Consider the following 12,915-nt stretch of genomic DNA (forward strand, 5'->3'; position numbering starts at 1 on the left):
TTTGTGTGAAATCGGGATATCTTTTTTCGTATTACAAGCCCATTAAAACATAATAAGATAGTACAGTATAATGGAAAGGTATGATTGATTTTGGTTTTTTTGAAAAGGCATAGCCTATCCTTGTTCTTTATCATATGCTTGGCATTTTCATTGCATTTTTACTTTCTGAAAGACTCGATTCCATTTTTATCATCTGGCGGAGATCCCTTTGACCAATATGTTAAATTTCAACGCATGTTATATACGAATTTCCGTGATTGGAATTTCGAATGGTCATGGCAGCATGGGCTGGGTGGTGATATTTTTGGTCAGTTTATTTATTATTATGCGACTTCATTCTTTTTTCTAATAAAATTGCTCTTCCCAATAAATTCATTCGCACAATTAGCTGAAGTAAGCTTGTATATAAGTATCGCCAAAACCATTTTAGCGGGAGCTTTCTTTTATTTTTATATGGTTGCTTCATCTAAAACTAGAAGTGCATCATTACTTGGAGCGCTCGTCTATATAGGTTCGATTAAACTAGTACAATCATCATTTTTTTCAGAGTTTATGTCGGATGCATTTGTATTTCTACCGCTAGTTATATGGGGATTGGATAGGTTATTAAAAGAAGGAAAACCTCTTTTTTTTATCATTATGATTTTCTGTATCGTGCAATCCAATTTTTACTTTGCATATATTACAACTATTTACATCGTATTATATACGATTGTATTTGGGATAACTACGATGAAAGAGAAACGGTTAAAAGATATTTATAGAAAAGTATTGTCTGTGGCGAGTGTCTATATAGTCGGTATTTTACTTGCTTCTTATAGTTTTATACCAGCAGTTTATCAGTTTTTAAATGCTTATCGGTTTTCAAAAGGATATGTTATTCCAATTACTTATCCGGTTGAATTTTACATGAATATGCCTGTCGGGTTGTTCTTTAAAATAACGACCATTACGATACCTGCATTTATCATTTTGTTGTTATTCGCAAGTGTACAATATAGAAAACTAATTCCTGCGACACCTTTTGTTATGGCTTTTTTATTTTTTATTTTTTATCAGATTCCATTTATGTATTCGGTATTTAATGGCTTTTCCGCGATGGAGTCACGTTGGGTATACTTACTTATTTTCGCATTTGCTGTTCTGATAACGTATGTGATTGACGAATATATAAAGGGGCAAAATATTAGCATCTTCATCTTTGTTTTTTATTATAGTTATATCGCCTACGCACTTATCCTTGAAAATGGATTAGCAGAATTTCTAACAAACGAAGGTAACTGGTTAATAATTATTATTCATGTAATCCTTCCAATACTATTAAAAATTTTTAAAAAGTATAGAAGTCTATCAGTGATTTTAATGACGACTTTTTTATTTGTTGTGGTTTCATTGCAGCAAAATAGTTACTTTACCTTACAACTTGGTGAGCCGTTAGCGTACAAACAGGGGATTAGCGACAAGATGGAAGCCTGGGATTATGATGAAGGGAATAAAGAAGTAATCCAGTGGCTTAAAGAAAATGATTCACACTTTTCAAGATATGAATGGTATTTACCATACGAAAAACAGGTTGGTAATTTTGCCGAACATAATAATAGTATGGTAACTGGAATGCCGGGCTTATCATCTTATCACAGCTTATTATCAAGTGATTTGGGGAAGTTCATTTATGAAGATTTCCAAATAAAACAGTTCGATTCGTTTAACCACTTTTACAATGTTGATCAGCGATTATTTTTACAAACGTATTTACAAGCGAATTATATGCTTGTCGATCAATCATTTGCGTATATTCCGAAAGGGTATTCATTAATAGAAACAATAGGAACTACACAAATCTATAAACTAGATACGCCGATGCCATTTGCATATGTGGAATCTAGTGCAATACACGCGAATGATTATGATAAGTTATCTGTCGGAACGCGCGACATGTTGTTGCTGCAGGCATATCATTCCGAAAATGATGCAACTAATATACGACTAATAGATTATGATCTGCCTTCAACGTTATATAATGTTGATAAACCATTTCAAAATAATGATGCGTACGAAGCTAATGAAGAAATGTTAATAGTGAATGAAGATATGGAATTTACCATCCCATTGAATAAATCACCGCTATTATCTGCCCAGCTACTCGCTACCTTTACACTTGAAGAAGTGAACGGCAATGAATTTACAATAACAATCGGAAACACTCGTATGGAGAAACGTAATGACCAAAACACCTATTCATTACCGATAGAAGACTTTACAATGCATATCGATGAAGCTGTACAATCGAATGAATTAACGTTGACCTTAACAAAAGGTGCATATCGCTTCTCGAACTTGCATATTGAAATGCTACCAATTGACAGGATTTCAGCATATATATCAAACGCCACTAATAATGCATTTGACTTAATAGCAATGGAGAAAAATAAAGTAACACTTTCCGGCGAAGCCCATAAAAACGGGATGCTTGTGACATCGATTCCGTACAGTCAAGGCTGGAAAGGGTTAGTCAATGGGAAGCAAGTGAATCTTGAACGTATTAACGAAGCATTTGTCGGTATTCCTTTAAATAAAGGCGATAAGCAGGTTGAATTAACCTATCATAGTCCTTTTTTAAGAACAGGATTAAGTATTTCTTTTGGAACATTGATTGCATTAGTAATAATTTTATTGTTAAAATACGCAAGGTTAGTTAAAAAATCAAATTAACCACCTAAATTTGGACACACTGAGAATACCGTACAAAATCGTAAAAATAAACACCTATCCACTTTTGAAAGTGGTCAAATCGCTGTCCTTCGCAAAGAAGGACATTTCAACCGAGAGATCGCAAGAGGTTTAAGGTGCGTTCACCAAAAGATAACCAATGAACTGAAGCTTGGATCAAAGACACAACTCAAGATTGGGCGTAAGCCTTATACAGCCTACTTCGCAGAAACAGGGCAAGATGTTTACGAACTGAACAGAATTAATTGGATCAAAAAAATAAGCTGCTAACCGGTTAAAAATGTCAATCTAAGTATGTACACTTTCGCTTGTTTAAAGATGTACAGAAATTACTTCTTTTCTTTTTTTAGGTGATACTTTATTCTGTAGGATGGCCCCACGATATTAACGACTGTTGCGTGATGAAGGACACGATATAGTATGGCGTTAGCCAATTTGGTGTCCTGGAAAAACATCATCCCGTGCTTTAATATTTATATTCGTCGTTAAGATCGTACTTCTTTTTTCATAGCGCGTATCAATGGCCTCGACGTTAATGGTGATTGAAAAAGGTTATTCAAAAAAATGATATAATCCTTCGGTTTTAGAAAACATTCAGTATTAGTGGTTGGGGGGATGTTTAGTGAAATCCTCTCCCATTAATGGGTGCAATTCTTGGTGCGAAACGTTCCTGATTCAAACGAAATGTGGTCACACAATTTCGGTAAAAATCAGGTAGTTTTAGATTTCTAAAATTAAAGGGTTATATCGAGAAGTCGAATGAGGAGGTAACGCTCTGAAAGGCTTCCCCTGTGTCGAATAGCACGCTGATTAGTAAGAAAAAGCGTGTTATAAGCTCGGCTAATAGGTGTGAGAATTTACCGTAACAGTTTAGTTTGGCTGACGAAAGCCTACCCGATGGGGTGGTGTAAATCATGATGCTTGGGTTGAACAAATATGGTGAGAATGCAATGTAAATACAATAAGATACTGTATTGCTGACGAACTTCTGAATGTACGGGTCTAGACGCACGTTATATAGAAATGTATTTACTACCAAATGTAGGGTTAGCTGTGGATGAGTAAGAATCGGTTATATGAAAATCCATCTTGTGTTACAGGCACATGCAATGCTAACAGGTTCATAGGAAGCACCTAAGTCTGTTCCATAATAGATATAATTCAACATTGTAAGCTGATAACGTGGAGAGCTTACTCTTGATGAAGCGTTGAACAGGAAAATAGTCGTGAGACTAGCGACTATATAACTTTTCTTCATATCAGTGAAAGTGGTGGCACAGTACCGTTGAAGCGTGTAATGAACGTGGAGGGATAGCCACTAGACTAGTAAAAGATTCCTTCAATCATGTTAGACAAATCTTTATCGGTTAATAAGGTTCTTGTAAGACTAATAGAGGTTCACCTTCTACGGAAGGCACCGACTTATTGAAACGGAAGAGTTGAGACACATCACGTGTTGATGATTGAATGGAATTGGATTAGTTGGAACGCCGTATGAAGCGAAAGCTTCACGTACGGTGTGAAGTGGGGGAAAAGCTGGCGATAACTTCAAAGGCTTACCTATCACTATAAGAAGAATTGTACCTTTTTCGATGATATGGCCATTTATAGATCTAATTAATTGCTTAAAAACAATTAAAAGAGTCACTTATGATAGGGCGATTCTAAAACTATTAGAAAAACGTATTCTTTATCGTCTATAATTATATTTTAAAATAATAACATGATTTAATAACAGCATACATATGGATTCACCAATTTTGTATAAGAACCATTTTTCGCTTGCGAAATACACCTGTTTTCTGTGTTCGACTTAATTTGACGATTTATAAAGTGAAAAGTCGAATTTTAACTTGGCGAGAACTGTCATAAAAACTATATATCCCCTAATAATCTTCCGGACTAAAGTACTGAAATTAAATATCTATATTAGTTTAATTATTTAAATATCACAATAAAATAAATTGAAATTTAAATAACAGTAAACTTCATAGTTCTTTGAACCTTTTTTTAGATGTATAAATAAGGAAATAATTTATATCTTTAAGATCATTATCTGTGTTTATATACTTGAATCGTCAGTAAATATATTAATGAGTATAATATCTATGAGAAAAGTCTGTGTTATTACGATATTTAGTCTATTAATTTTGTATGCATTTATAGAATGAAAAAGACAATCAATTGTCTTGCATTCAAATAAGGAGGTATGTATATTATTCATAATATGAAACTATTTATATTATTATGTAAATTAAGTGATTTAATCACTATATATTTAGTAGTCATATAATTAGTAAAAGGAGGAATATAATTTATGAAAAAAAATTACAATTACTCTAGAAAACTTTTTAATGTTGCTATCGCTACTTCTGTTGCAACTGGTGCATTAGTAGCTTCAGTTCCAATGACTACAAGTGCAGCGACAATTTCTTACAAAGATTTTAGTCCAGGGCAAGAACATTATGAGAATGTCTTAAATTTGAGTGAAAGAGGCATTTTAAAAGGACATAAGGACGGTACATTCAGACCGGCTAATTCTTTAACACGTGGACAAGCTGCGAAGATTATTTCTCTTGCATTAAATTTAGATACAACAGGAATTTCTAATCCAGGCTTTAAGGATGTATCTACTTCAAACGAGTATTACGGTCCGATTTCAGCACTCGTTAAAGCTGGAATTGTTGATGGCTATAAAGAAGATAATACATTCAGACCTAATAATGTGCTTAGCCGATCACAAATGGCTAAAATGCTGACAATCGGCTTTGAATTTGGAGTAGAAGAACTATCTGACAATCGATTTAAAGATGTAAAAAAATCGGATTACTTTGCAGATCATGTTCAATCTCTTCTCTCTCATAACATTACAAGAGGAACAACATCAAATACATTTTCGCCTTATGCTAATGTAACGAGAAGTCAAATGGCCTCTTTCGTCGTACGTGGCGAAAAAGTAAAGCGCATTAATGATAAAATTACAGACCTTGAAAACCTAGAAGAATCGGATTTTTCAAAAGAGACATGGGACAAACTACAAGAAGCAATTGAAGCTGCCAAAAAGGTAGCTGCAGATGTAAATGCGAACCAAGCTGCTGTAGATAAAGTATTGAAAGAACTAGAAGATGCATTAAAAAACTTAGAAGAATCTAATCTGGATGCCGTGTCCAAAAAAATGTTGGACAGAGCTATTAAAATTGCAGCAAATTTAGTAGCAGAAGACTATACACCTAAATCATGGACAACTTTTGAAACAGCTGTAACGTCAGCTAAAAGTATAAACACAAATGAAGAGGCGACACAAGCGCAAGTAAATGACGCTTATAATAATTTAATGACGACGCTAGATAGATTAGAAGTAGTAGATCCTAATACGATATCTAAAAAACTTTTAAATAGTGCTATCAAAACTGCAACAGGCTTATCTAAAGAAGACTTTACAACTGCAACTTGGTTAGCTCTTGAAAAAGCCTTAAATAGAGCTGAAAGTGTAAATGCAAATGAAGAGGCGACACAAGTGCAAGTAAATGAGAGCTATCATGCTCTAATCAAAGCGATAGAAGAGTTGAAAGCCACTTCCACTAAAAACGATGTGAACAAAGCTGTTGAAAAAGCAGAAAGTACTATGTCTCAAAAAGACTATGACACTGCTAAAGAACTGGTAAACTCTTTACCTGAAGGTTCACAAAAAACAGCTTTAGAAAAACGGTTAGCGAAAGTTAAAGAGATATTAGATTCTGCTGGACCACAAGCAGCAAGCCAAACGAAATCAACACCTTTGTTTACGCAGCCTATCGTATCGGAAGAAGAACCATTTACAAAAACTTCGGGCGGCCTTATAGGATTGAGTTTAGGTGTCATAGATCTAGGACTACTTAGCGCAAATCAAATCTCTGACTTAGCAAAAAATGAAAACAATACTCATCATTTCAAAGTTGAAAAAGACAATGAGAAAGATGTGAAAGTTTCTGCTACGCTTCATACACTGCTAGGTGGAAAAGAAATTACTGTATCCGTTCTTGAACATAATGGAGATGAAGTAACAAACATTAAAAACTATAAAGATTCAGTTGGAGGAGCACTCTTCATCGGTAAAGAAGCAAAGATAGATTTGGGTACTTTTACAGAAGGTGAATATAGTATTCTTCTTAGCCAAGGTGCTGGATTATCAGTTGTAGAAGCCATTCCATTTAAAATGTATGATGTAGGAAACAGGGATTACTCACAAGTTTCAACAGCAGAATCCGTAGTGACAGGAAACCTTTTGGATGGTCAGATTGTAGGCGCTAAAAATAATGCTCATATTTCAACCGTAAAATTAGTGTCAAGTGGCGCTGTAACTCAATTAACTTCAATAACAAAAACGATTCAAGGCCAATATGGAAAATTAGAAATAGCGAATAACGGTCAATATAAATACGTTCCGGCAAACAATAAGTCTAATATTAACAAAACAGAAGAATTCGAGTTTGAAATCATAAACACATACAATAAAAAATCATCAACAAGTTTACTAAAAATTTATTTATCAGAAAATAAGTCAATCAGATAACATACGTTTTTAATGAATAAATAACATTATAAAAAAGACGCCTGCTGTGCTATTAAAACTGAGAACGAACCAGTTTTAATTTACAGTAAGGCGTCTCTTCTAATGAGTTTACTCTTTTTATTTTTTAATTTTATTTATTAAGAACGTCCAAAATGTAACGAGTCCATAAGCAGCAACAATCGACACAATCGGAAAAACAAGCAACCCGTATCTTGGAATGGTTAAATAAATATTTGAGAAGAATATATAAATGAGTAGTAAAGTACTCATATACACAAGCGGTTTATGTTTTCTCAATAAAATAGCAGATAGGAAACCAATTACTACGACGAAGATATTTTGAAACTTGAAAAACTTAAGCCAGAAGATCGAGAAAACGCCGCTGTAAGGTCCTAGTCCATCCGGATTTCCTAAGTTATCGAAAAATAACCAGAAAGTCTTACCTAATGTAAACCAGCTAAACCAAAGTGGGAAATCATTTTGAAACCCTTCGATAATTCGTTGTTTCCCGTATTCATAATCCAATAATCCTGCATCAATCGATTCCTTAACGAGATCCGCTTGAGGGATTAAGTAAAATGGGTTCGCACCACCTAGAAGTGGCCCACCTGCATGAGAAGAAAATAAATAAGGTTCCCCGAACATGATTAGGTTTCGAATTACCCAAGGCACCATGACGACAACAGGTCCAATGACCCAAATAAAACCGATTTTTACAGCTTCTTTAAATCCTTTATGACCTATCACGATGAACCAAGCGAACAACAACATTGGTGCTGGTGTTGCACGGAACATTAATAGAAGTGCTGCAACAATGCCAAATAAGACATGGTAACGGTATTTGTCTTTCTCTAAAGAGAATAAGAACAGCCAAATCGTCAGCATTAATAAAAAGATTGACGGAATTTCCGTAAGTGCAGTTCGGAAGTAATGAAGCGGACCGATATGTGTCATATAGAAAATACTAGCAAGGATTGCGACCCATTTATGTTTGAATAAACGCATTGCTATTGCATAAATTAGAATGACAATGCCGAGATTCAACATCATGTTTGATAGTCGAAAGACCATTACATGATTCGTATTAAATAAGTCTGCTATATAAAATAGTATTGTTAAATAAAGTGGCTGGCCGTACGTTACATATGCGTTGGAGCCTTCAATATTATAGCCGTAAACCCCGTCAGTAATGAGTTGCCATGCCATTTTCGCGTAAAGCGAGGCGTCTCTTGAACCGTAAGTAGAAATCGCTTCTCCAAATCGCTCGGGTTGGTTAAATAATGTACCTGGATGCATAATTAAGAAAAAGAGATTTACAATCAAATATAAAAGTAATAAACCAATAATGACAATATGATTTTTAATAAACTTCACGTAATTTTTCCACCTCAATATACTATTTAGCTACAAGATACACGCCGAATATAATAACAGCCATTCCGCTCCATTGTGTAATTGAAATGGTTTCACGGAAAATGAACAGCGCAAGGATAGCACCGAAAACATAACCAATACTTTGACTTGGGTATGCAACGCTTAGTGGCAATTTACTTAAGATAACAAGCCAAATACCTGTTGCAATGACATATAGTGAAGCACCGCCGATAAATAAAGGGGAAAAGATAACGCCGATTGCGGTTGATACGTTCCATTGTTCAATTCCTGTTACAGCCATTTTCCATAAGACTTGCCCAGTTACGAGGAGAGAAATATTAATTAATAATAATACATATACCATATCTTATTCCTTCTCTTCTAATTTTTTTTTCAATATCGCCTGTTCCTGTGTTAGCGTAGTTAACTCTTTGTTTAATTTAGAAATCCTTCTAGTCAAATCGAAAATAAGAAGAAGTGAAAACAATAAGCCGAAAAGAAATAACAAGGAAGGTGCGTAAAAGATGCCAATATAGTCACTTAATGTATTAATAAAATTCACATTAAGTGTTAGGAAACCCATTGCGATACACGTAACAATCCATAAGAGGGAATACTTCGTCTCTAAAATTCCTCTTCGAACTGACTCGATGATAATAAAAAATAACAAGAGAACGATAAAAAATGATAGCAAGCTAATAGTCATATTAGTTCTCCTTTATCAATTTCTGCATAATAATTGAAAGCGTCACTTTAACCATATAATAAAGTGATTTAAATGGTGTAATAGAAGATACGCCGCCTTGACGTGCATGCATATTAACCGTCTTTTCAATTATGACCATTTTTTTACGGCGTAAATAAATAATAACTTCAGGTTCCGGATAATCACGCGGATATTCATAAGCAAATAAAGCAATGACTTTCTTATTCATCGCACGGTACCCAGAAGTTGCATCTGTGAATTTTTGACCCGTTAAGAAAAAGATGAGGTATTGAAAGTAATAAATACCCATACGTCGTGCCGTACTTCCTTCATATGCAGTCTTTTCCACGAAACGGGATCCGATACACATATCACATTCTCCAGCGAGAACTGGATTTACAATCGACGCCAAATCATCTTCGTTATGTTGTCCATCTGCATCAAATTGAACAGCGACATCATAGCCGTATTCATGCGCATATCTATAACCGGTTTGAACTGCACCGCCGATACCCAAATTATTTGCAAGATCTATCAAAATGATGTCCGGATGCGACCGCACAATTTCTGCCGTTCGATCTCTAGAACCGTCATTAATCACACATATATCCACAGAGGTATGGGTCGTTCTTAATTTCTGTAGTTTCTCAATCGTACCTTCAATCGCTTCCTCTTCATTAAAAGCGGGAACGATGATTAAAACAGTCGAATCTCCAATATGAGTATTCAACGAAAAGCCCCTTTCATTACAAATACTATCCTTCAAGTCACTAATCTTAATCATAACATATTGTACCCTCGATTATTCATAGATTTTTCCAGAAATACTAAAATCTTAGGGTGGGTGATTGTGAAGCACACGAATTGTCACTCGAATTGGAATAAATCCTACAACCGAAAAAATCCCGATTAAGACGTTTTATCGTCTTAATCGGGATTTTTGTATTACTTTTTCACAGTTACTTCTTTACCATTAGCAAAGGTAACGGTGACTACAACTTTAATAGGTTCTTCACTAAATGCACCTTCGACAATCCAAGCGCCGTCTGTTTCATAATTAAACGATGCATCATAAGGCATTGAAATTTCTGTGGCATTTGGGAATTCGGTTTTGAATTTATCTGTTAGTGTGCCTGTGCCAATTAATTCATTGGCTGCATTAAACCATTGAACTGTTAACTTTTCAATATCTTTTACTGTTTGATCCTCTGTTAAGGTTGCTGTTGTAACATATTTTAAGCCGTCGATCAAACTGAAGTCATCTACAATAATATTGCCTTTTAACGCAACCTCTTTAGGAATTGCTTTTACAGATACTACTTCAGCAGGTGCTTTAGGTTTATTTACGACGGCTGCTTCGCTTCTTGTGACGAATAGAGCCAACTGACGTCTTTTTACAAATGTATTTGGTGAGAAGGTAGTTGGTGTTGTTCCGATTGTAATGTTATGTGTAAGTAGTGACTGTACATAACCAGAAAATAGGTCGCTTTTTTTAATATCTGTAAATCGGGTGTCTGTGAGTACTTCATCTTCTAGGTCAAAGCCGAGTGTTATAATTTTCGCCATTTGCGCACGCGTTAAACTGTTGCTTGGTCTAAATGTCTTGTCATCATATCCGCCAACAATGCCTAGTTTTACTAAAGCTGCAATTGGTTTATAGTATTGATTTGTTTCAGTGACATCTGTAAATCCAGGATTTTCGATATTTACCATATCAAGATCTAGCACATTGGCAAGTATTTTTGCTGCTTGACCACGCGTTACATTGTTATGAGGTTTAAATGTTCCGTCTGGAAATCCTTGAATAATACCTCTTTGTGTTAAATTTAAGATTGGTTCATAATAGTCATGCGTTTTGTTTACATCTGTAAATAGGCCGTTTGGTTCCGGTTTAGGTTCTGGCTTAGGTTCTGGCTTAGGTTCTGGCTTAGGTTCTGGCTTAGGCTCCGGCTTTGGTATTCCCGGTTTGAAAGCAGGCATCCCTGTATCAACAATTTGTTGAAATGTCTTCATCGTTAGTGTTGGTTCAATACCCATCCGTGGAATTAATAACTTATTGGTCGCGTGTGTAACATACCCGCCTTTAGTTGTATAAGCCATTGTGAATCCAGTTTCGCGTAAAATAGCGAGTGTATCGTTATTGTATTGGCCAAATGGATAAGCTAAATAGGGCATATTATTGAGCAATTTTCGGTTTAATAGTAAATCATTTTTAACGAAGTTACGATCCTTCGCTGTTACGAAGCTAATATTATCTTTTGTTAATGAATGAAGTTCATGTGTATGGCCGTAATAATTAAAGACGTCTGCCGTTTCATTCATTTCTTGCTGACTTAAGAAGTGGAGTTGTTTATGGTTAAATGTTCGCGGTGTTTTAGCGATTCTTGATGTAATCATAAATTGGTCAGCTGTAAACCCTAATTGTTTTAGCTTTGGATAGGCATAAATACGGGAGCTTATATTGCCGTCGTCTATTGTGAGTACAATTGAACGGGCAGGTAGATTCACTTGCCGGTTAATATAGCCTTCAAGATCCTTCGTGCTAATTGTTGTGAAGCCATTGTCTTTTAGATAATCCATATGGTGATTAAATTGTGTGTCAGTGATCGTCGTATTTGATTTTGCGAAAGGGGAGTCTGCTTTTTCAGCTGCAGTTAAAATATGGTGATACATTAATACGCGAATGCCTTTGTCAGTTGTTGTAGCATTTTTATGTATAAATCCGACACGTCCTCCGGCATCGACTTTCCACCAAGTTCCGAAGTCTGAAAGGACAGGGTACTTATAGCCTTCTTTCGCAATGGCAAAACTTTTAAGCTTACCCGAAGAATTATCATAGATATCTGTATCTTTATTAATTAAAACAACTGTGTTTGAATTTTTTTGTTTGTTTTTTGCTGGAACAGTCATATTTGTTTGAATATCAACATCAACTTTTCTAATATAGCCATAAGCATTAGCAAATCTTACTTGCCACCAGTTAGTACCATAACTTTGTACGGCGATTAAGGGTTCATCCAAGCGCATTTTACCGATTTCTTTAAAGGTTTCTGAGCGGTTGTCGAAAATTGGTACCAGATCTTTTTTAGGTGTAATGACCAATTCGCTAGCTTCTGCTGTCCCTTGGAGCATGAAAACTATAAAAATAGCGGCAAGTAAACCTACCATCGACTTTTTCATTTTTGTTTGACCTCACTTTTTTTATTATTCTACAATTATAGCAAACTTCGATATACTATGTCTTATAGTAGGTAAATATTCACAATCTTTGAAGGTGCCTGTGCACGGCACTATTCAGATTATTCACTACAATTGTATGCCCGAGGAAAATTTGTCAATAAAGTAAAGGATTCACCGAATTAAACGCGCATTATTATGTATAAATGTGAATTGTCATAAATGTATATCACACAGGCACCCTCGGGGTTATAGTAGGTAAATATACATAATCTTTGAAGGTGCCTGTGCGTGGCATTATTCAGATTATTCACTACAATTGTATGCCCGAGGAAAATTTGTCAATAAAATAAAGGATTCACCGAATTAAACGCGC

At 35.1% G+C, this 12,915-nt stretch carries 7 protein-coding genes and 1 pseudogene; 2 read left to right on the top strand and 6 right to left on the bottom strand.

Features of this window, described 5'->3' with window-relative positions; genetic code table 11:
- Positions 1 to 84: 84 nt before the first annotated feature.
- Entirely contained in the window at positions 85 to 2,712 is a 2,628-nt protein-coding gene (locus AC3RV6_RS02605) for a YfhO family protein (protein ID WP_489747916.1), read from the top strand.
- 347 nt (positions 2,713 to 3,059) lie between these two features.
- On the opposite strand, the pseudogene AC3RV6_RS02610 reads toward AC3RV6_RS02605, so the two are convergent.
- Positions 3,060 to 3,258, bottom strand: a pseudogene (locus AC3RV6_RS02610) (ATP-binding protein); the annotation flags it as partial.
- Positions 3,259 to 5,047: 1,789 nt separating this feature from the next.
- Between AC3RV6_RS02610 and AC3RV6_RS02615 the strand changes: the two are divergent.
- The gene (locus AC3RV6_RS02615; RefSeq protein WP_489747917.1) at positions 5,048 to 7,282 is read left to right on the top strand and encodes an S-layer homology domain-containing protein; all 2,235 of its coding nucleotides are present in this window, start codon (positions 5,048 to 5,050) and stop codon (positions 7,280 to 7,282) included.
- 117 nt (positions 7,283 to 7,399) lie between these two features.
- Here AC3RV6_RS02615 and AC3RV6_RS02620 read toward each other — a convergent pair whose 3' ends face one another.
- From AC3RV6_RS02620 to AC3RV6_RS02640, 5 genes are all read right to left on the bottom strand, one after another.
- Positions 7,400 to 8,656, bottom strand: coding sequence for an ArnT family glycosyltransferase (locus AC3RV6_RS02620; protein ID WP_489747918.1), 1,257 nt, complete (start codon positions 8,654 to 8,656; stop codon positions 7,400 to 7,402).
- A 22-nt stretch (positions 8,657 to 8,678) separates the two neighbouring features.
- Entirely contained in the window at positions 8,679 to 9,020 is a 342-nt protein-coding gene (locus tag AC3RV6_RS02625; RefSeq protein WP_489747919.1) for a DMT family transporter, read from the bottom strand.
- Between the two features lie 3 nt (positions 9,021 to 9,023).
- The gene (locus AC3RV6_RS02630; RefSeq protein ID WP_489747920.1) at positions 9,024 to 9,362 is read right to left on the bottom strand and encodes a DUF2304 domain-containing protein; all 339 of its coding nucleotides are present in this window, start codon (positions 9,360 to 9,362) and stop codon (positions 9,024 to 9,026) included.
- Between the two features lies 1 nt (position 9,363).
- Complete coding sequence (locus AC3RV6_RS02635; RefSeq protein ID WP_489747921.1) at positions 9,364 to 10,146, bottom strand: glycosyltransferase family 2 protein; 783 nt, start codon at positions 10,144 to 10,146, stop codon at positions 9,364 to 9,366.
- A 161-nt stretch (positions 10,147 to 10,307) separates the two neighbouring features.
- A complete protein-coding gene (locus AC3RV6_RS02640) occupies positions 10,308 to 12,542 on the bottom strand; it encodes an S-layer homology domain-containing protein (RefSeq protein WP_489747922.1) in 2,235 nt (744 codons plus the stop codon).
- Positions 12,543 to 12,915: the final 373 nt, after the last annotated feature.

This window comes from Sporosarcina sp. So3-204 (genome assembly GCF_058068165.1).

What these genes read in the sequence shown, in the direction of transcription:
- AC3RV6_RS02615 (WP_489747917.1), top strand. Translation starts at nt 5,048, where the DNA reads ATGAAAAAAAATTACAATTACTCTAGAAAACTTTTTAATGTTGCTATC.
- AC3RV6_RS02625 (WP_489747919.1), bottom strand. Translation starts at nt 9,020, where the DNA reads ATGGTATATGTATTATTATTAATTAATATTTCTCTCCTCGTAACTGGG.
- AC3RV6_RS02630 (WP_489747920.1), bottom strand. Translation starts at nt 9,362, where the DNA reads ATGACTATTAGCTTGCTATCATTTTTTATCGTTCTCTTGTTATTTTTT.
- AC3RV6_RS02635 (WP_489747921.1), bottom strand. Translation starts at nt 10,146, where the DNA reads ATGATTAAGATTAGTGACTTGAAGGATAGTATTTGTAATGAAAGGGGC.
- AC3RV6_RS02640 (WP_489747922.1), bottom strand. Translation starts at nt 12,542, where the DNA reads ATGAAAAAGTCGATGGTAGGTTTACTTGCCGCTATTTTTATAGTTTTC.